At 45.0% G+C, this 19,801-nt stretch carries 16 protein-coding genes and 1 tRNA gene; 10 read left to right on the plus strand and 7 right to left on the minus strand.

Features of this window, described 5'->3' with window-relative positions:
* Positions 1–182: 182 nt before the first annotated feature.
* From RHO15_03445 to RHO15_03455, 3 genes are all read left to right on the plus strand, one after another.
* Positions 183–1,724, plus strand: coding sequence for an alkaline phosphatase (locus RHO15_03445; GenBank protein WVD64579.1), 1,542 nt, complete (start codon positions 183–185; stop codon positions 1,722–1,724).
* A 259-nt stretch (positions 1,725–1,983) separates the two neighbouring features.
* Entirely contained in the window at positions 1,984–3,132 is a 1,149-nt protein-coding gene (locus RHO15_03450; protein ID WVD64580.1) for a YibE/F family protein, read from the plus strand.
* Positions 3,133–3,545: 413 nt separating this feature from the next.
* Entirely contained in the window at positions 3,546–3,881 is a 336-nt protein-coding gene (locus tag RHO15_03455; protein ID WVD64581.1) for a fructose PTS transporter subunit IIB, read from the plus strand.
* Positions 3,882–4,098: 217 nt separating this feature from the next.
* On the opposite strand, the gene RHO15_03460 is transcribed toward RHO15_03455, so the two are convergent.
* Entirely contained in the window at positions 4,099–4,971 is an 873-nt protein-coding gene (locus tag RHO15_03460) for an AraC family transcriptional regulator (GenBank protein ID WVD64582.1), read from the minus strand.
* A 626-nt stretch (positions 4,972–5,597) separates the two neighbouring features.
* On the opposite strand from RHO15_03460, the gene fsa reads away from it, so the two are divergent.
* Entirely contained in the window at positions 5,598–6,260 is a 663-nt protein-coding gene (gene fsa, locus RHO15_03465; GenBank protein WVD64583.1) for a fructose-6-phosphate aldolase, read from the plus strand.
* A gap of 273 nt (positions 6,261–6,533) precedes the next feature.
* The gene (gene dbpA / locus RHO15_03470; protein WVD64584.1) at positions 6,534–7,901 is read left to right on the plus strand and encodes an ATP-dependent RNA helicase DbpA; all 1,368 of its coding nucleotides are present in this window, start codon (positions 6,534–6,536) and stop codon (positions 7,899–7,901) included.
* 1,016 nt (positions 7,902–8,917) lie between these two features.
* Here dbpA and RHO15_03475 read toward each other — a convergent pair.
* The gene (locus RHO15_03475; protein WVD64585.1) at positions 8,918–9,820 is read right to left on the minus strand and encodes a LysR family transcriptional regulator; all 903 of its coding nucleotides are present in this window, start codon (positions 9,818–9,820) and stop codon (positions 8,918–8,920) included.
* A gap of 152 nt (positions 9,821–9,972) precedes the next feature.
* Between RHO15_03475 and RHO15_03480 the strand changes: the two genes are divergently transcribed.
* Complete coding sequence (locus RHO15_03480; GenBank protein WVD64586.1) at positions 9,973–10,254, plus strand: hypothetical protein; 282 nt, start codon at positions 9,973–9,975, stop codon at positions 10,252–10,254.
* A 53-nt stretch (positions 10,255–10,307) separates the two neighbouring features.
* Positions 10,308–11,108: an alpha/beta hydrolase gene (locus RHO15_03485; protein WVD64587.1), complete on the plus strand. Its 801-nt coding sequence runs from the start codon at positions 10,308–10,310 to the stop codon at positions 11,106–11,108.
* A gap of 487 nt (positions 11,109–11,595) precedes the next feature.
* Here the strand turns inward: RHO15_03485 and RHO15_03490 are convergent, their stop codons facing one another.
* The 5 genes from RHO15_03490 to RHO15_03510 form a co-directional block, all read right to left on the minus strand.
* Positions 11,596–11,772 (minus strand): hypothetical protein, encoded by a 177-nt coding sequence (locus RHO15_03490; protein ID WVD64588.1) that lies wholly within the window; start codon positions 11,770–11,772, stop codon positions 11,596–11,598.
* Positions 11,773–11,993: 221 nt separating this feature from the next.
* Positions 11,994–12,069: transfer RNA gene (locus RHO15_03495), tRNA-Gly, on the minus strand.
* 81 nt (positions 12,070–12,150) lie between these two features.
* Positions 12,151–12,417: a DUF1145 domain-containing protein gene (locus RHO15_03500; protein ID WVD64589.1), complete on the minus strand. Its 267-nt coding sequence runs from the start codon at positions 12,415–12,417 to the stop codon at positions 12,151–12,153.
* A gap of 5 nt (positions 12,418–12,422) precedes the next feature.
* Positions 12,423–13,073: a 16S rRNA (guanine(966)-N(2))-methyltransferase RsmD gene (rsmD, locus tag RHO15_03505; protein WVD64590.1), complete on the minus strand. Its 651-nt coding sequence runs from the start codon at positions 13,071–13,073 to the stop codon at positions 12,423–12,425.
* An 82-nt stretch (positions 13,074–13,155) separates the two neighbouring features.
* Entirely contained in the window at positions 13,156–15,816 is a 2,661-nt protein-coding gene (locus RHO15_03510; GenBank protein ID WVD64591.1) for a transglycosylase domain-containing protein, read from the minus strand.
* 294 nt (positions 15,817–16,110) lie between these two features.
* Between RHO15_03510 and RHO15_03515 the strand changes: the two genes are divergently transcribed.
* From RHO15_03515 to RHO15_03525, 3 genes are read left to right on the plus strand one after another with little or no spacing between them, the layout of a single operon-like run.
* Complete coding sequence (locus RHO15_03515) at positions 16,111–16,938, plus strand: efflux RND transporter periplasmic adaptor subunit (protein ID WVD64592.1); 828 nt, start codon at positions 16,111–16,113, stop codon at positions 16,936–16,938.
* An 11-nt stretch (positions 16,939–16,949) separates the two neighbouring features.
* Positions 16,950–18,677, plus strand: coding sequence for an ATP-binding cassette domain-containing protein (locus RHO15_03520; GenBank protein WVD64593.1), 1,728 nt, complete (start codon positions 16,950–16,952; stop codon positions 18,675–18,677).
* Positions 18,677–19,798, plus strand: coding sequence for an ABC transporter permease (locus tag RHO15_03525; protein WVD64594.1), 1,122 nt, complete (start codon positions 18,677–18,679; stop codon positions 19,796–19,798). The genes RHO15_03520 and RHO15_03525 overlap by 1 nt, the downstream gene beginning before the upstream one ends.
* The last annotated feature ends 3 nt before the right edge of the window (positions 19,799–19,801 follow it).

A 19,801-nucleotide genomic window follows, 5' to 3' on the forward strand; every position in this document is an offset into this window, starting at 1 on the left:
GTTAGCCCATATTCACTATTTTAGGATAGGTTGTCAGGGAAATTAGGGTAAGTTTGAGCTAGGTCTCATTTTTAAAAATTCGTACAAATATCCTGTTAATCGTACAAATGTCTCCTATAAAATCCATAAACTTTCTTTTAAGCTTGCCAGGCAATGTCAGCATATATCAACAGGAGTAATATATGAGTATTAATCGATGGAGTCAGTGGCAGCTGATAGTGAAAGCCGCCGTGCTATCAGCATTATGTATCTCAACCTATTCGATGGCAACAACCACATCATCAGTCTCACCACCCAAATATATTTTTTATTTTATTGGTGATGGCATGAGTTTTCCACAAGCAACGGCCTTAGGGATCTATCGAGGCACCGTTGATAATCAATTTATCGGCACCGTTAAACAGCCCACACCCAATAATCCACCGAAAGCCCTTATGCCTATATTTGCCAGTTTTCCGGTATTAGGGGCCGCGACAACCTATGATGCCTCTGATTTTATTACTGATTCAGCGGCGGCGGCAACCGCGCTGGCAACAGGTTATAAAGCCCTTGATGGTGGCGTAGGGGTCGATGCGTTTAATCATCCTCATCCCTCGATTGCTACGCTATTGAAACAAAAAAATAACTATAAAGTAGGTATCGTGACGACGGTGTCACTCGATCATGCTACGCCGGCGGGGTTTTATGCTCACCAAACCAGCCGAAGTAAGTATTATGAGATTGGTCTGGACTTGATCAAGAGTGACTTTGACTATTTTGGCGGCGGTGGCTTTAAAAAACCGAATGGCAATGAGGGTAATCAGCCCAATATCATCGATTTAGCGCAACAATCGGGTTACCACTATATCCATTCTAAAGCCGATTTTGAGGCATTAACACCACAAGATGGCCAAAAAGTGTTAGCGGTCAATGCGATTTTTGATAACCCAGACGATGCCGCGCTCGATTTTTTGATTGATCAACAAAAAGATGATCTTAGCTTAGCGGATTATACTAAAAAAGGCGTTGAGCTATTGATGAATGACACCGGTTTTTTTATGCTGGTTGAAGGCGGAAAAATTGACTGGGCCGCTCATGCTAATGATGCCGCCACGCTGATTCATGATGTCAAATCACTGGAAGATGCGGTTCAGGTTGCCCTCGATTTTTATCAGCAGCATCCTGATGACACGTTGATTATTGTCACCGGTGATCATGAAACCGGCGGGTTTGGGATCGGTTTCGGCGCCACCGGTTATGATACCTATTTCAATGTCTTGTCTAGCCAAAAGATCTCCGGCGCGAAATACGCCCGGGATTATGTTCGTCATTATCGTGATAAACAAGTCGCCTTTGAACAAGTGCTGCAAGATCTGGAGGGATTATTTGGCTTATATCAAATGAGTTCTCCCAAAGCACAGGACAATCTAAGAGCGGTTTTATCGGATCGTGAGATAGCGATTATTCATAAAGGCTATTTAGAGAGCTTAGTGCCTTATGATAAGCGCCCTTACCGTAAAACCGATAGCTATATCATTGAGTACTCCTATTATGATCAGGAGCCGCTACAAATTGCGGTGACGCATGTTTTGAACAGTAAAGCGGGTCTTGGCTGGACCACCACAGCGCATACCGGGCTCCCCGCCGCGGTTTATGCCAAAGGTGTCGGTCAGGAACTGTTTAGCGGTTTTTATGAAAACACCGAAATCCCGAAAAAGATTATGTCACTGACTTTGGCTAACTAATTGATCTTAAATTCGTCAGTCGGTAATCCTTCGTATTGAGAAATACGAAGGATTCACCCTGTACAGTGAGCGAGATAGCGAGGGTTTGATGTCGATAAGTGGAATTGATTGTGCGTGCATGTATTAGGGGCAATGATAATCCAGATCATGGGTAAACACGCGGCAATTCAATCCCCGTTTATGTATCGACATTGGCCGGGCAACATCAAGTGGAACAGAAACATCGGCTTTTCTTTCCATCATCAATGAGTCATCTGTCATGAAATTATCGAAAATAATATTTAGTCATAAAATTCTGCCGACCTTAATCGCCTTGGTGATAATTCTGGTTATGCTGTTTCTGCCTAATCAATATGAAAATCCGGTGTATAAGCATCATATCAGAGTCACCGCGACAGTCTTATCGGTTGATAATTCGCTGGTCAATCATATTGGACTGATTACCTATGGCGATCAAATTGGTGAAGTTGAGGTTAGCACGGGCATCTATAAAGGTCAGCGATTTAAAGCCAGTAACATGTTATTAGGTAAGCTCGAATCAGATAAACTGTTTAAGGCTGGTGATAAGGCGCTGATTGTGATGCAACCTAACTTAGACAATAGCGAGATCGTCAAAGTGACGATGGTGGATCACTATCGATTACATTTTGAATCGATTCTGGTGATAGCCTTTGCGATATTACTGATTGTTCTAGCCGGTTGGCTGGGTGTCAGAGCGATTGTTTCATTTGTCTTTACGGTGCTTGCCCTTTGGAAAGTCTTGATTCCGGCCTTTTTAATGGGCTATCACCCGGTCATGGTGGGCATGTTATTTACCTTAATTCTCACCACCCTAATTACCATGTTGGTGTATGGTTTTGGTCGTTGTTTCCTAGCGGCTGTGTTAGGGTCTTTTTTAGGTATCATCATTACCGCCGGCATGGCGATCTATTTTGTTGATGTGTTTAAAGTGCATGGCGCCGTGATGTCTTTCTCGGAAAATTTACTCTATTCAGGGTTTTCTACACTTAATTTGAATCATATTTTTATCGCCAGTATTTTTATTGCTTCTAGCGGTGCGGTTATGGATGTCGCGGTGGATATTACTTCCGCGGTGAGTGAGGTGGTCGAAAAAAAACCGGATATCAGCAAATTTGAAGCAATCAAATCAGGCCTAACGGTTGGCCGGGCGGTGATTGGTACGATGACCACCACGTTATTATTAGCCTATTCAGGTGGCTATCTGGCTCTCTTAATGGTATTTGTCGGGCAAGGCGTGCCGTTAACCAATATTCTCAATTTTAATTATGTTTCTGCTGAAATTTTACATACCATGGTGGGCAGCTTTGGATTAATTACGGTGGTACCTTTTACCGCCATCACCAGCGGAGTGTTATTAGCCGGTTTGACATCCACCGTACGCGACTAAGTCTGCTTTAGGATCAAAGCAGGGGCAGCCCCTTCATTTGAATTGATGATGCTGCAGCAAAGTGGATTCACGAGCACCGTCAATTTCGGTCGGTGTGTAAAGCGTATGAGCGAGTAACCGATATGGATGGACTTGGTCTGTCTGGCAGATGATGTTTATCGACCAATCAATGAAGATTCACTGCTGCGCAATATACCATCAGCAATGAAAATAGCTTTATCGCGACAGGCCGCTTTGCCATGTTTTATAAGCTCATTCGTTTCATCGGTAAGTGCTTAATGATTTGCGGAAATAACCGGCAGTGATTTGATTTATTATGATACGATAACTCAAGTTTTATGACGCGTCATTTAGGGTAAGCATACGTATGAGCAGATTGAATAAAAAAGGATTTAAACAATAGGGCATTTAGGATGACAAGACTAAATATTTTGGCTGTGACTGCCTGTATTAGCGGCGTGGCATATACCTATATGGCGGCGGAATATATTGAAAAACTCGCGTTACAGGAAAACTGGCGTGTAAAAGTTGAAACGCAGGGCGCTTTGGGCATTGAAAATCCGATTGATGAATCAGATATTTTGAAAGGCGACTTAATCCTGATTATTAGCAATAAGCAGATTGATCACAAAGCTCGGTTTCAACAAAAGCGCTGCTTAGAGATCGATATCAATCAGTTTCTGTTACAGGATAAAGTGGTTTTACTTAAACAGATTAAAAAAGTCCTCAGTCAGCCGGCCGGATTTTAGGTCACGCTTTAGCCAGAAGCATGATATTGGCCGGCTAACCCGCTAATCTGGCGCACGAAATAGGTTCGCTAACGATCTTATGTAATTGACTGTATTTCATGAACTATATTTAGTGAATTATCCATAATGAACTATCTTTGATGAACTAGATTGAATCGTTAATATTGAATCGGCAGTATCATGCCTGTCATCTTCTCCTTTTGCTGATTAGATGAGGTTAAACTTTATCATAAATCTTACTGTGATACTGTTTACGATATTCCGAGGGCGACCGATCGGTTTTTTTTCGAAACACCCGGCAGAAATAGTTACTATCCTGAAAGCCGGAGGCCACCGCAATTTCTTTGATGGTGTGGTCATACTGTTTTAATCGGGTTTTGGCATGTTCAAGTCGGGTCTGAATAATATACTCATTCAAACCAATATTGCCCTCTTTTTGAAACAGTGCCGAGAGATAATTGGGCGAGATATGGAACAGCTGGGCCAATAAATTGCGGCTAATCTCCTCCTGAAAATGGTGATCAATATATGATCTGACTGCTTCAAATAAAATGGTTGTTTTGGGCTTAGTTTCGAATTGACTGGTGAGTAGTTCAAGCGAGTGACTTAACAGACTTCGGATCAGGAGATTGGCTGTCTTGTGACTACGTTTTTGATCATAATTCATTGATAACTCGATTAATGTTTGAATCATAAAGCTGCCAATTCTGGGCCCACGCCGTCCGGTATTGCACTGTTCAAGGGATAAAAACTCGGTACCATTCCAGTGTAGTAAACTCAATCCTAATTGCTGCTTACCAAATAACAGACTTAAGGTGGTCACAGGTGTTGACCAGGTCGGTTTATTCCAACTTCTTGGACAAACAAATAACATATCATTGGCGAATAAGGTCTTCTCAATCACTTGATTATCCTGATGCCAACTCATCTCCTGACTGCCCTGAACAATCATCTCAAGGCGCGGAAAATTGACCTGATAAGCCAGTTTCGGTGGCACGGCTGAATCATAACTGGAACAATAGCAGTTTTTGATGACTCTGCTTTCATCGACCAACTCCGATATCACACTCTCAATCGATAAGGGCATCATGGTATATTGCCTCGCGGTTATATTCAGGGGGGGGAAATCACGGATGCTTTGCTAAATCATATCATTTAATGAAGGCGATGGATGTCCTCATCTTCATCTATTTTCAGCAGATGGTTATCGATGCATGATGGGTATTGTGCTTCGATGCATGCAGCGCCGCCACTCATGATAGGATGCCTGAAACCGAACAAGCTATTTTAGCCAAACTGAATTGCGAAAAAAGTGCCGGTTTATCCGTTATCTGGCTTCAGCACGATTGCAGTTGTGACCATTCACTATCCTTTATCTTTGCGCGAAGCAGTGAGTGAGTTAAGCGGTGGCCGATATGATACACCCTGTTTTAGTATGAGGACGCCATAGGGTGATGACTGACCCATCTCAGTTTGACCTGGTTTATGCTTCTCAATAATTCACTCCACACATAGCCCATCATGATGAACAATCAGGCTTTCGATCCGCTGTAAGTCAAGGCGTTATTCACACAGGACAGGGATGTTTATCGGGTGAACTAATAAGTTTGTGATAGTTAGATAGTGATAGTTATCACGTTTTATAAAAAAAGATAAATTATTTTCTTTTTACGGTGTAATATATTTCGAACGAAAGTTGAATTATAAGGGAAACATATGGAACTCTATCTGGATACGGCGGATATACAAGCCGTTAAACGTTTACTACCGATTTTACCGATTAAAGGGGTTACCACCAATCCCAGCATTGTCGCCAAAGCGCGCAGACCGCTGTTTGCGGTACTGGCCGAGCTACAAGATATTTTGGGGCCGGAAGGACAGCTCTTCGCCCAAGTGATTGCCAGTCAGGCCAAGGAGATGATCAAAGAGGCGGAAAAACTCAGCGCTCAGTTCCCCAGCCTGATAGTAAAAATTCCGGTGACGGCACAAGGATTAATCGCGATTAAAACCTTAAGCGCACAGGGTATTACAACCTTAGGTACTGCGGTTTATGGTGCAGCGCAAGGCTTGCTCTCTGCGCTAGCTGGCGCCGAGTATGTGGCACCTTATGTGAATCGGATTGATGCCCAAAGTGGCAGCGGTATTGCGGTAGTGAATGAGTTACAGACCTTATTATCGCTGCATGCCCCTGATACCATGATACTGGCGGCCAGCTTTAGAACCCCGCGGCAAGCACTGGACTGCTTGTTAGCCGGGTGTGAATCGATTACGTTGCCGGTGGATGTGGCCGAGTTATTGATTGCTGATCCTGCGGTGGATGCCGCGATACAGAAATTTGCAGATGACTGGCAACAGGCCTTTGGCTCGTTAACCCTTTAAACGAAGGTCTGGCCTTTTCAGATGTTAGACTAATACTTATCCGTTGTGCTATCTTACGCTGCACGGTTAACACATCGGTACGGCTCATATCGATGAATGCCTTTTTAGCTAATACAGGCAACCTCTCTTTATGCCGATACCGCGCTATCTGAATATAAGTACTTTGTCGTCGGTTAAGTAAAGCTGCGATGTTGTGGCACAATTAAAGTAATTATGCTTTTAATCAGGTATAATACGAGCCTATTTTATGACTTTTTATCACGAAGAGCGCCTGTGAATTCATTTTCCTCCTTACCTTTAAAACAAACATTATTAGATAATTTAGCGTTAATGGCATTTACTGCCATGACACCGATTCAAGCGAAGGCGTTGCCATTAGTTTTAGCCGGCAACGATGTCATAGCGAGAGCGAAAACCGGTAGCGGCAAAACCGTTGCATTTGGTTTAGCGCTGTTATCTAAGCTGGATGTTAAGCAATTTACTACACAGGCGCTTGTCATTTGCCCAACACGCGAATTAGCCGATCAGGTCGCGAATGAAATTCGTCGCTTAGCGCGTCTGATGAGTAATGTCAAAGTATTAACATTGTGTGGCGGTGTTCCCGTTGGGCCTCAGATTGGTTCTTTAGCGCATGGCGCACATATTATTGTTGGCACCCCAGGAAGACTCGCTGATCATTTGCAGCGGCAATCGCTAGATTTAAAACAGTTAAATATGCTCGTGCTTGATGAGGCTGACAGAATGCTCGAAATGGGATTTGAAGAGGATATTAATCGTATTCTCACCGCCTCGCCAATATCTCGTCAAACACTGCTTTTCTCTGCGACCTATCCTGATACCATCATGAAAATGAGTAAAAAGATCCAGAACTCGCCGGTGATGATCGCGACTGATGAACAAAATAACGAGATTGAGCAATATTTTTATGAAATTGAGAACCATCAACGTGATCAAGCATTAGCTAAAATCATTAATCTCAACCCTTGTGAATCAACGATTGTCTTTTGTAACACTAAAGTTGCCTGTCAAAGCATCGAGTCCTACTTAAATAAACTAGGCTATAGCGCTATCGCCTTACATGGCGACTTAGAGCAGCGTGAACGAGAACAGGTATTATTTCAATTTGCCAATAAAAGCTGTGCTATTTTGGTCGCAACGGATGTGGCTGCGCGTGGTTTAGATATTAAAGAATTAGATGTGGTCATTAACTATCAAATTACCCCCGATCCTGAAGTGTATGTCCATCGAATCGGTCGGACCGGGAGAGCGGGTGCAAAAGGATTAGCGATCACCTTAGTTGCCATAAATGAAGTTGTTAAAGCCAATGCGATTGAAAAGGAATTGAACGTTAAACTCACCTGGAAATCATTAGCCAATTTAACCATTGATACCGCAAACATGGTGAGGCCAAGTATGCAAACACTATGTTTGACGATCGGCCGTAAAAATAAAGTCAGACCTGGCGATATTCTTGGGGCGCTAACCAAAGATGCCAATTTAGACAGCCAAAATATTGGTAAAATGAATATTACTGAACTGTATACTTACATTGCGATTAAACACACCGCCGTAAAACAAACGCTGTCTTATTTTCAACAAGGAAAAATTAAAGGCAAAACGGTGCGAGCACGTAAATTATAAAATGGTTAAAGTAAACAGCTTGATTGTGATTATCGGGCCTAATCAGCCTATTTATCACATGCGTGAGCAATCAACCACAGTAAGCTATCATCGCGATTGCCAGATACCCTTGTCGGCGTAGGATCTGCAGTCGCTTTGGAAAAATGTCACGGGGATAAATATCATCATCTTTACTCTCTACTCATCAATGATATGGTTATTCCTACTGAGATTGGTCGACATTGTTCGGCAATGGATAACGGCTCGTTGTTCTATCTTTCGAGAATTCAGCACCACATATCATGTCCATAATCTATTCCAATAGTTTAATCTTAAGCTCAAAAACTGAGCCTTCCCAAAAAAACTAGCATAGATATTTCTAAGATATATCTAACGTTTGAGGGGATTGCTAATCATGCTAATTACTAATCTCAATGACGCTCCATCTTCATCACTCAACCTATAAGGCTTATCTTCAGGTTGAGCAATCTATACTACTTTTTCCGATAATGGCGCCATGGCCTGCTAAAACCCACGCATAAATAATAACTCATAGCCCGATAATAATCGCGATGGACAACAAACAGAGGAATAAAGAAAAACATAGCCTTCAAATAGTACCCAAAAATCATGAATAACTTAAACCCAGATGGGCTTATTTGGGGCAAAATTCTCAGCTGATACAAGCAGAAATAAAAGTTGACTAAAAGAAAGGGGAATAATAACACGATGAAAATCAGCGCAATAGATTAGCAAGAAATAAAAAATTCGAATTTGCGCCGGATATTTTAATTGTATATTTACGATGTAACCACTTGAATTTAGATGATTTTTTTTGATATGTAAAAGAATTTGGAGCCGGAAACGTAATTCTCATTCGTGCTCCCATTATTTGATAATTAAACGAATTTTCATCGCAGCAATACTGCGATGCCCGTCATGATGTACGAATTGATTTTTTAGTATCAATCTTTATTGATTTGTATAATCAAAAACCAATCATTACTCCTAACAAACTCACGGCAAAGGGGGATTTTTCACTTTTTATAATACCTAAGTAAAATTTCCGTCAACCAGTCAAATACCTTTAACACATGAGTCGAAGTCATAGTGCGTTGTGGTCTATATAGATACATCTGCCAACATTTTCGAGGAATATCAGAAAATAATTCCATTAACCTACCGCTTTCAATGTGCTCGTTACACATATAGTCAGCAATTAACGAGCAAGTCATTCCTGACAAAGCGGCAGAGAGTTCGCTATAAGGATCATCAGTAGAGAAACGCAATTGTTTGGGGAATAAGTGTAGTTCATCATTGAGTGGCCAGCCCCATGAACGACCGGTATCAACATTGATGAGGTTACTCACTGGGAAACGTTTTTGTAGGTCCTCTAAATCTTCCGGCGGTCCTAGTTTTGCCAGTAGCAGCGGTGAAATGACGAACTTATCCTGCATTTCAACGATTTTGCGTATGATCATCAACGGGTCAGGCTCAAAACCGATACGCAAACCAATATCAATCTGATTTCCGACTAAATGTAGTTTGGCGGCATCCACGCGCCAATCTATCCGTAATTCGGGATAATCCGCACACCTTTCTGCTAAATCCGCCAGAATCGCATCGTTTTCGGGTAACCTTGGCACAGTAATGCGCACAATTCCGCTCATAGCGCTTTGTTTTTGCTTAGCTGTGGCAAACAATTTTTCTCCGTTAAGCAAATACTGCTGTGCTTGTGGCAAAAAACGCTCACCAAACTCGGTAAGCTGCATGTTGCGGGTATTGCGCACAAACAGCAGCGTTCCTAATTCCTCTTCCAATTCGGCGATCATGCGCGTGACAACCTGCGGCGATACTGACATTCGCACAGCCGTTTCACGAAATTGCAAGGTCTCAGCGGCAATGCAAAAGTATTTCAAAGCGTCCAATCGATTTAACACAATTATTCCTACTTTACGAATTATCAATTCCAGATTTATTCATTGTATCAGAGTAATCTCCCTATGATAATAAATACATCGGAGTTAACAGGCGCAAATTTGGTAAAAACTGACCATACATTTCACTAATAATTTAACGCTCAGGAGTTTCTATGGAAAACCCACTTTCCCGCAGAAAATTTTTACAGACTGGTATTGCTTTATGTGTTGGTCTTACTATCCATACCGCCACTGTAATCGCCAGTCCTCAATCCGAGACAAATACAGGAGCACTTAGCATGCAACATATTCAAGATTGGGACAAAACTTTCCCCAGAAGCAATAAAGTTGATCATCAGAAAGTTAATTTTAAAAACCGCTATGGCATCACACTAACCGGAGATTTATATACACCTAAAAATGTTGATAACCAAAACTTGCCGCAATTGTTTTAAGCGGTCCGTTCGGGGCGGTAAAAGAGCAATCCTCAGGCTTACATGCGCAGATTTTGGCCGAGCGCGGTTTTGTAACGCTGGCGTTTGATCCTTCTTTCACAGGTGAAAGCGGCGGTGAAGTGCGTAATGTAGCATCGCCTGATATTTATAGCGAAGATTTCAGTGCGGCAGTAGATTTTATCGGTTTGCAACCTTTTGTTGACCGCGATCGTATCGGCGCATTAGCTATATGCGGTTTAACCGGAATGGCAATCACTGCGGCCTCGAGCGATTCCCGCATCAAAGCATTGGCAACCTCGGCAATGTACGATATGTCACGTAGTATGAGCAAAGGTTATCATGATTACTATACGCCGGAACAACGCCAAAAAGTGGTGGATTACCTGAGTCAGCAACGCTGGGTGGATGCAGAAAAAGGCAAATTTGCCACGGGGTTGCACGAAGTACCGTTCGATGAAAGCGGCAATATCATCAAGGCCGATCGCCTTTTCCCCGATGAATTGCCTGCGGATGCTGATCCCGTATCAAAAATCTTTTTTGACTATTACAAAACGCCGCGCGGTTTCCATCCACGCTCTATTAATTCGACAACCGCTTGGACAGCAACCACGCCGATGTCCTTCTTTAGCTTTCCGCTAATGGACAACATTAAACAAATTTCACCTAGACCGATTTTATTAGTAACCGGCGATAAAGCGCATTCGCGTTACTATTCGGAGGATGTTTATCAAGCTGCCGCTGAACCTAAAGAATTGGTTGTTGTATCTGACGCCGATCATGTGGATTTATATGACAATCTGGATAAAATTCCATTTGACAAGTTTGAACAATTCTTTAAAGAAAACTTGAAATAACGGCTCTTAGAGGAGCAGTATAAAGATACTGCTCTCATTTATGGTACACCAGCGATGATTGTTGTGATCACAAGGCCGATTGTTATATATGACTCTAGAGGTTGTGATGATCTTGTCTGCCTTTTAAAAAAATACAGTGGTAAATTATTTATCAATATCAGTCATGTTTTTCATTACGGTCAAGCGCGTCGATTTTGACCATTACTTGGTCAGTAAGCTCAAAATCGAATATATCCAGATTTTCCCTAATATGATCTTGATTACTCGATCCCGGTATGGCAATGACGTTTTTTTTAGACTCCACCTGTGGATAACTTGAGCGGAGGATTTATTATGTGCTAGCGCAATCTTCGAGATAATCGGATTATTGAGCGAATCTGCTGTATATCCGCGCCCACCTAAGGGATACCAGGCTTGCACAACAATTCCCTTGCTTTGTATGTATGCAATCACAGGGTTATCCTGATAATACGGGTGTATTTAAGGTCTAAGGCGGGATAGGTGCCGAAGGAAATCTTGGCTTCCTTGCTTTGCCATGTGAAACGGCAGTACCAGCTCCTGGTGCCATTCTTGGCAACAAACAGGAACAGGTCGTCAAAATCACCGATGGCGTAAGCTTTGCTTTGGGTTTGACTTGTCGGATTGCCGTCTCAGTCAGTGGCATATCGTTCTCCCCTTGTTTATTACCATGCCAGAAGGCAGGCAAACACAGATACTCACTGGAAACACTGCTTCAAGGAACGATGTCCGATTTGCCAGAATCGATGTACGAAAAATTTCCGGACGAGAAGATATTTGGGTGGACGCCGATAGACGACCTAGGGATAATTTGGCCTTTACTTTCAGAGACCTAAAGACTATTACAGATTCCAACATACAAGATGTTGGAGCGGGAAACGAGGTTCGAACTCGCGACCCCGACCTTGGCAAGGTCGTGCTCTACCAACTGAGCTATTCCCGCTTAAAGAGGTGCTTGTGAAGAAGTGGGAGCATTATACAAAATCTATTTATACTGGCAAGTCCTTTTTTTACTTTTTTGGTGCTACTGCTGGTTTTTTGTCTTTTTCCAGCTTAAAACTTCAAAAATACCAAATAAAAACAGGCGTAATACGCGGAAACGATCCTGTGCGCGCTCTTGTCGGGTTAAGGTGGCGCTGAGTAACCAGGCTTGCAGGCCATGAGTAATCACAAAGGCGGCTAAGGCGATATTGGCAATAAAGTTGGCCGGTGCGGGGTAGGGGGCAAACAGATTCCAGACTAAAAAAGTCCAAATCAGTAGATAAATCAGGCGGCCTAGCAATATAATCATAAGGATTACTCTTTATCAGTTGAAGGTTGGTATTGAAATAGTCTGGAACAGACTTGTCCAGCTTGTTTTTGGCGATGGCGCTGCCAGCTTATCGGTAGATTGAGCGGGGCGTGATGCTGCTCTGTCTCAATATAGATCCAGGCCGCAGGCGCCAGCCAGCCATATTCGCTGAGTAAGGCGATGGTTTGCGGCACCAGTCCCAACCCAAAAGGCGGATCGATAAACACCAGATCAAACTGCATGGAGGCCGGCTTGGCCAGCCAGGTTAAGCTGTCGGTCTGTATAATGCTCATCTGCTCAGCGGCTAATTTCTGCTGATTGGCCATCAGCTGACTGGCCGCGGCTCTCTCTTTTTCTAGTAAGATGGCTTGTCTGGCGCCACGGGAAACCGCTTCAAAACCGAGTGAGCCGCTGCCAGAGAAGCAGTCCAGACAATTACTGCCATCCAGATACGGCGCCAGCCAGTTAAATAGTGTCTCTTTGCTGCGATCGGTGGTCGGCCGTAAGCCTTGACTGGACAGCACGGGCAATTTGCGGCCACGCCAGCGTCCGGCAATAATGCGAATCTCGCCTTTCAGTGCCATTGGCGCGGCAGAATGGGCGGCTGTTTTAGGCTGTGCTCTATTCGTTACTTTACGGGATGTGTTATTGCGCATTGGGCTAAGTTAATTGTTCCATATCGGGTCAGCTTGACCGCGTTGCTGGCGCGGTCAAGCGTGTTACAAACTTCATCAGAGATTAGAATAGTTCAGAAGCGTTACCATTTTCATCAATGACGCGCGTGCCGATCTCTTTTTGTGCGTAGACTTTCGGTTCGGTGCCTTTAATAAAGTATTCGGTCATCTGTTCAGATTCCGGACGGGCTAATAGACCGGTCTGTTTATCAATAGTCACTTCAATAATATTATCTGGCACAGTATCAGGTTTAACCGGCTCACCCGCCAGCGCGACTTTCATATAGTCAACCCAGATTGGATTGGCAGTTTTCGCGCCACCTTCAGCGACCACCGCTGACGGTTTATTAATACTGGTTGGTGCCTGACCTAACTGGCGGCGATGATCATCAAAGCCCATCCAGACTGTTGTGACCAGATCATCACCAAAGCCGGAGAACCAGACATCTTTGGATTGATTGGTGGTCCCGGTTTTACCGCCCACATCACTGCGGCCAAGTGCACGCGCTCGCCATGAGGTGGCCAGCCAATTGCTACCAGGTTCACCATTGACCGCGGTTTTTAAGCCGGTGCGCATTAAAAAGGCTAGCTCATGACTAATCACATGCGGCACATACACCGGCGGTACGGCTATCGCAGATTCAGGCTGGGTGGTAATCTGTTGTGGTTGGTTATCCGCGGCAGGCAGATTGCCGGTGCTGATATTGGTCGGATAATTTTCAAACGTGCGATCGGCATCAGGCAGGATTAAGCCACTATTATCACTTAGCGCTGAGGCTTCCGGTACTTCGCTATCGGTTGACACGGCGGCGTTTTCGACATTATCCATGGAGAACTGGTTGCTCTGGGTATTTAACACACTAAACTGATCAATACACTCCCGGCAGATCTGTTCTGGTACATGCTGATAAATCAGGTCACCTTCGGCATACTCAATCTTATTGATTAAGAACGGCGTCACTAAGTATCCGCCATTGGCAATCACGGTATAAGCACGCGCGACTTGCAGTGGGGTAAAGGCTGCTGAACCTAAGGCTAATGACTCATTATGCGAGATATTTTGTTTCGGGAAGCCAAATCGCTCCAGATAATCAGCGACATAATCGATGCCTATCGCTCGTACGGCCCGTACCATCATCACGTTTTTCGACAGCGCTAAACCCATTCTAAGTCTTAATGGTCCGGCATACTGGGCTGGTGAGTTTTTCGGCCGCCAGGCATCACTACCGGCACTAGAACGCATAATCGGCGCATCGTTGAGAATAGTGGCCATCGTCATGCCTTTATCGAGCGCGGCAGTGTAGATAAACGGTTTAATATTCGAGCCGATTTGACGAATCGCTTGGGTTACCCGGTTAAATTTACTGATGGTGAAGTCAAAGCCGCCGACTAAGGCTTTGATTGCGCCAGTTTCCGAATTTAATGATACTAAGGCGGCGTTGACGTTAGGGATCTGGGATAGCCACCAAACCTGATTAATATTGCGTACCCAGATCTGTTGGCCCGGTTTTAGCACATCGGCAATGTTAGCCGGTAACGGGCCTTGGTTATCATCGGTCAGATATTTTCTGGCCCAAGAGACGCCCTCAAACGGAATGGTAATGCTGTTACCCTTGGCCATCATGGCAGTGGCAGTGTTGCCACTGACCGCAGTGACGACCGCTGGATATAAGTCATTATAGTTCATGTAATTATTCAGGGCTTGTTCGATTTTACTGTCATCCCATGGCGCTTCATCGGCTTTCCAGAGCACTTTTTCCGGACCGCGATAGCCGTGACGCATATCGTATTGAAAAATATTGTTGCGCACGGCTTGATTGGCGGCGACCTGATCTTTTTTACTGATGGTGGTATAGACCACATAGCCATCAGAGTAAGCATTTTCACCGTACTTGTCGTACATATATTGGCGCGCCATCTCGGCGGCATACGGGGCTGAAAAAGCAATTTTAGCCGTGTGATAACTCACGCCCAGCGGCTCGGCAACGGCCTTATCATAGTCAGCTTGGGTAATATACTGCTGATCGAGCATACGGTGTAACACCCAGTTACGGCGAGTCAGTGCCCTGTCAGGGTAAGAGATGGGGTTGTAAGCGGAAGGCGCATTCGGTAAACCGGCTAATAGGGCGGCTTCGGCCAACGTCAGCTCTTCGGCACTTTTACCAAAGAAGGTGAACGCAGCCGCGCCGACACCATAAGATCGCGAACCGAAATAGATTTTATTTAAATAGAGCGTCAAAATCTCTTGTTTGTTAAGCTCTTTCTCCATGCGAATGGCCAGAATCATCTCTTTAATCTTGCGGGGAATATTACGCTCAGGGGTTAAAAAGAAGTTTTTGGCAACCTGCTGGGTGATAGTACTACCACCTTGCGAGAAACCGCCGGATTTTGCAGCGATAAAGACCGCACGCAAGATGCCGACCGGATCGACACCATGATGTTCATAAAAGCGTGAGTCTTCGGTGGCGATCACGGCTTCTTTGAGGTATTGGGGAATATGTTCATAGGAGAGGGGAATGCGGCGACGCTCGCCAAATGAGGCAATCAGATCACCCTCAGCACTTAGCACCTGTAGCGGAGTTTGCAAACGAATATCTTTCAGTTCTGTGACGTCGGGCAGATCTTTAGAGTAGTAGACATAGCCGACGATAGCGACCACTGCCCCAAACAGGATGCAGCCGATAAAAAATTTCAAGATAATTTTAAGCGTTTTCAATACGTTCACAATCAATCCACTAAACTGGTTTTTAATGACTATCGCGCATTATACAGAATCTTGTTCAAGCGGTCAGTTAATTTATTTTTTATTGGTGAATTGAGAAAAGCTTTTCAGTTGCTATAATGACCTTCACTTTGGTTTGTTGTTCATTTTATTCATCTTTATCGCGTCATGGCGTTTTGCCGATGCGGTATTGAGCTTGGATGAGGACAGTGGAAGTGGCCAATCAATCGGATAAGCTTGGCATTTAATCGTGATAACCTCTTGGTAGGATTATCGATAGCAAACAGGGAATAGTGCATGAAAATAGGCATAAAACAGGGTCTGCTGGTGGTGATTTTAGCGGCGCTGATAGGGGGATTAGTTTACATTTTTCTCCTTAAAAATACCGATAAAACGCTGACTTTATACGGCAATGTTGATATTCGTTCAGTGAATACCGCTTTTCGAGTGAGTGGTCGATTAGCCGAGATGCGGCAGGAAGAGGGCGACACGGTTAAGCAGCAGGCGATATTAGCCAAACTCGATCCAGCGCCTTATCGCATCGCCTTACAACAAGCGCAGGCCGAGGTTGCGCAGGCGCAGGCCGCTTATCAATATGCGCAGCAGAGTTATGCGCGTCAATTACAACTACTAAAAACCCGGGCGGTATCCCAAGATGCGATTGACAGTGCCTTGGCGCAGCGCGATCAGACCCAAGCCAATCTGGCGCAGGCGCAGGCCGCACTCGCCCAGGCTGAACTGAATCTACAAGATACTATGCTGCTGGCACCAAGTGACGGCACTATCTTAACCCGCATCGTTGAGCCGGGCGCTATCATCACTCAAGGTGCGCCGGTCTATAACCTCGCACTGGTCGCGCCGATCTGGATTCGGGCTTATGTCGATGAAGTCAATCTGGCACAGGCGATACCCGGACGAAAAGTGTTAGTCTATACCGATGCTTTTCCAGATAAACCTTATCAAGGCCAGATTGGCTTTGTGTCACCAACCGCTGAATTTACGCCAAAATCGGTTGAGACCACCGTACTCAGAACTGATCTGGTCTATCGATTGCGCATTATTGTGCCACAAGCGGATGCTCATTTACGGCAGGGTATGCCGGTGACGATTCGGTTTACCCAATAGTGGTTACGGATATGCCGCCACACGTTGCGGGTGCTCAGATTGTCTTAAATGAGGTGGTCAAGTGTTTTGGCGCGGTGCAGGCGTTAAAGCCTTTATCGGTGACGCTTGAATCTGGCGGCATCATCGGTTTAGTTGGCCCGGATGGCGCCGGTAAAACCACCTTACTGCGGATGATGGCCGGTTTACTCAAACCAAGCCAAGGTCACTTACAGGTCGATGGGCTCTCTCCTTATCAGGAGCAGGCCGCTCTACGGCAACGGCTGGGTTATATGCCGCAAAAATTCGGGTTGTACGAAGATCTCTCGGTACTGGAAAATCTGACGCTATTTGCTGATTTACGCAATATCGTCGGTGAGCAGCGCCGCGCGATGTTCGAACAGTTACTCGCCTTTACCGATTTAAGCCATTTTACTGATCGCCTTGCCGGCAAACTATCTGGCGGCATGAAACAGAAATTAGGTTTGGCTTGTACCTTACTTGGCTCACCGAAAGTCCTGCTACTGGATGAACCTGGTGTTGGTGTTGACCCTATCTCCCGCCGTGAATTATGGAAAATGGTTAACCAGCTGGCCAATCAGGGTATGCTTATTTTATGGAGCACGGCTTACTTAGATGAAGCGGAGCGTTGCGAGCGCATTTTACTGCTCAATCAGGGTGAACTTTTGTATTATGGCCAGCCGGCGGCGTTAATTGAGGATGTCAGTCAGCGCACGGTATTAGTGACAGCAAAACAGCCTTTGCGTCCTTTACTGCAAACCCTGTTAGCTAGACCGGAAATTAGCGATGGTGTGATTCAAGGTGATGCGCTGCGTTTAATTGTCAAAAAAGGCATTGAGGTTGAGTCTTTGTTTGCAGCACTGGCTGATGATATGCAGATTTCGCCCACCGCAGGCCGTTTTGAGGATGCCTTTATTGACCTGCTTGGTGGCATTAAGATTAAGTCGTCGATTCTGGCTGAGATTATGACGCCGATGCTGCATGGCGAAGATGAGATCGCTATTGAAACCAGGGCGCTGACCAAGCGATTTGGCGATTTTACCGCTACCGATAAGGTCAGTTTTCAGGTGAAGCGGGGCGAGATTTTTGGCCTGCTCGGTCCTAACGGCGCCGGCAAATCCACCACCTTTAAAATGATTTGCGGATTGCTTAATATTACCGAAGGTCAGGCGCTGGTGCTGAATATGGACTTGACGCGCAGTCCAACCTTGGTGCGGCAGCGTATCGGTTATATGGCGCAAAAGTTTTCACTCTATGATAAATTGTCGATTTTACAAAATTTGCAGTTTTTCTCAGGGGTTTATGGTTTAACCGGTAAGACGCAGCGCGCTCGTATCGATGAGATGCTGACAGCCTTTAATTTTCACCCGATAGCTCATCAGGCTACCGAGACGTTATCCCTCGGTTTTAAACAGCGCTTAGCACTGGCCTGTGCGTTAATGCACAGGCCAGATATTCTGTTTTTAGACGAACCGACCTCCGGTGTCGATCCCATCACGCGACGGGAATTTTGGCTGCATATCAACAGCTTAGTCGAGAAGGGGGTGACTGTGATGGTGACCACCCATTTTATGGATGAGGCGGAATATTGCGATCATATTGGCCTGATTTATCAGGGCAAGCTTATCGCGCTGGGTACGCCTGATCAGCTGAAAGCGCAGGTTAAAACTGCCCAGCAGCCTGAACCCACGATGGAGCAGACCTTTGTTGAGTTGGTGTTATCTTATGGAGAAAAAGCGTGATGGTGATCGCGACACGTCGATTATGGGCCTTATGCCGCAAAGAGACCTATCAGATCATTCGTGATCCCAGTAGTTGGTTGATTGCGGTATTAATTCCGATCTTGCTGTTAGTGATTTTTGGTTATGGCACCAATTTGGATGCCACGCGCATTAATGTGGGGGTAGTGGTACCGCAGCAAAGTGAGCCGGCACAGCGATTTTTACAGACCCTCAGGGGTTCACCTTTTATTACGATAAAACAGCTGACGACTGAGATTGAGCCGCTGAAGCAAGCGATCTCAAGGAGTGAGATTCGGGCGATGATTGTCCTGCCGAGTGATTTTGCCCAGCGTTACGCCGAAAATAGCGCGAATATTCAGCTGATTACCGATGGCAGTGAACCTAATACCGCCCATTTTGTGCAGGCCTATCTGCAGGGGGTGCTACAAATTTGGCAGCAGCAGACGCAGCAGGATTTAGGGCAAAGCAGTGCCAATAGTGCGGATATCAGCCTACGTTACTGGTTTAATGCTGCCGCGATTAGCCGGCGCTTTATTATTCCGGGGGCGATTACGATTATTATGACGGTGATCTGTTCTATCTTAACGTCGCTGGTGATAGCCAGAGAGTGGGAGCGGGGTACGATGGAGAGCCTACTGGCGACGCCAATGACCAAATGGGAGCTACTGCTCTCAAAATTACTGCCGTATTATGTCTTAGGACTGATTGCCTTAGTGATTTGTATGCTGTTTGCGCTGTGGGTGCTACAGGTACCTTATCGCGGTTCATGGATATTACTGTTTGTGCTCAGTAGCCTGTTTCTGTTTTCGGTGTTGGGCATGGGGCTGCTAATTTCAACTATCACCCGTAATCAGTTTAATGCGGCAATGGTGGCATTAAATGCGGCCTTTTTACCGGCGGTGATGCTATCTGGTTTTGTCTTTGAGGTGAGCAGTATGCCGGCGATTATCCGCGCCATAACCTATATTATCCCGGCAAAATATTTTGTCAGCACCCTGCAAACGCTGTTTTTAGCGGGGGATATGATGTGGGTATTAATCATCAACGGGATTTTTCTGCTCTCATTTACCCTCTTGATGATGGGCCTGGTTCTCTATAAAACCCGTTTACATTTGGATTAAGTG

This window comes from Orbaceae bacterium lpD01 (assembly GCA_036251705.1).
Classification (GTDB): Bacteria; Pseudomonadota; Gammaproteobacteria; order Enterobacterales; family Orbaceae; genus Utexia; species Utexia brackfieldae.

Coding starts and splice junctions, on each gene's coding strand:
- RHO15_03445 (WVD64579.1), top strand. CDS start 183: ATGAGTATTAATCGATGGAGTCAGTGGCAGCTGATAGTGAAAGCCGCC.
- RHO15_03450 (WVD64580.1), top strand. CDS start 1,984: ATGAAATTATCGAAAATAATATTTAGTCATAAAATTCTGCCGACCTTA.
- RHO15_03455 (WVD64581.1), top strand. CDS start 3,546: ATGACAAGACTAAATATTTTGGCTGTGACTGCCTGTATTAGCGGCGTG.
- RHO15_03460 (WVD64582.1), bottom strand. CDS start 4,971: ATGATGCCCTTATCGATTGAGAGTGTGATATCGGAGTTGGTCGATGAA.
- fsa (WVD64583.1), top strand. CDS start 5,598: ATGGAACTCTATCTGGATACGGCGGATATACAAGCCGTTAAACGTTTA.
- RHO15_03480 (WVD64586.1), top strand. CDS start 9,973: ATGGAAAACCCACTTTCCCGCAGAAAATTTTTACAGACTGGTATTGCT.
- RHO15_03490 (WVD64588.1), bottom strand. CDS start 11,772: ATGCCACTGACTGAGACGGCAATCCGACAAGTCAAACCCAAAGCAAAG.
- RHO15_03500 (WVD64589.1), bottom strand. CDS start 12,417: ATGATTATATTGCTAGGCCGCCTGATTTATCTACTGATTTGGACTTTT.
- rsmD (WVD64590.1), bottom strand. CDS start 13,073: ATGCGCAATAACACATCCCGTAAAGTAACGAATAGAGCACAGCCTAAA.
- RHO15_03515 (WVD64592.1), top strand. CDS start 16,111: ATGAAAATAGGCATAAAACAGGGTCTGCTGGTGGTGATTTTAGCGGCG.
- RHO15_03520 (WVD64593.1), top strand. CDS start 16,950: ATGCCGCCACACGTTGCGGGTGCTCAGATTGTCTTAAATGAGGTGGTC.
- RHO15_03525 (WVD64594.1), top strand. CDS start 18,677: ATGGTGATCGCGACACGTCGATTATGGGCCTTATGCCGCAAAGAGACC.